The following is a 393-nucleotide window of genomic DNA, read 5'->3' on the forward strand; positions in this document are numbered from 1 at the left end:
AGGAGAAGGAGAAAGAAGGGAGAAGGGAAGAAAGAAAAAAAAAAGGGGAGGGGAGAGAAGGGGAAAAAAAGGGGAAAAGGAGAAGGAGAGAAGGGGGAAGAAAAAGAGAAGAAGAGAAGGGGGGGAGGGGAGGGGGGAGGAAAAGGAAGAGGGGGGAAAGGAGGGAGGGAAGGGGAGGAGGAAGGAAGGAGGGGGGAAGGAAAGGGAAAGGAGGAAGGAGAAAGGGGGAAAAAAAGGGGGGGAGGAGAAAAAAGAAGAGGAGAGGAAGAGAGAAAGAGAGAAAAGGAAGGAGGAGGAAAGGGAAAAAGGAGGAAGGGAGAGAGGGGAAAGAGAGGAGGAAGAGGGGGGGAGGGGGGAGAAGAGAGGGGGAGGGAGGGGAGGAGGGAAAGAGGA

1 protein-coding gene is annotated in these 393 nt (G+C 54.2%); it reads left to right on the forward strand.

What is annotated here, in order from left to right; genetic code table 11:
• The coding region (locus tag KH400_RS29925) for a hypothetical protein (protein ID WP_217228226.1) at positions 1 to 393 on the forward strand (393 nt) is incomplete at both ends.

The organism is Desertibacillus haloalkaliphilus, from assembly GCF_019039105.1.
Lineage (GTDB): Bacteria > Bacillota > Bacilli > Bacillales > KJ1-10-99 > Desertibacillus > Desertibacillus haloalkaliphilus.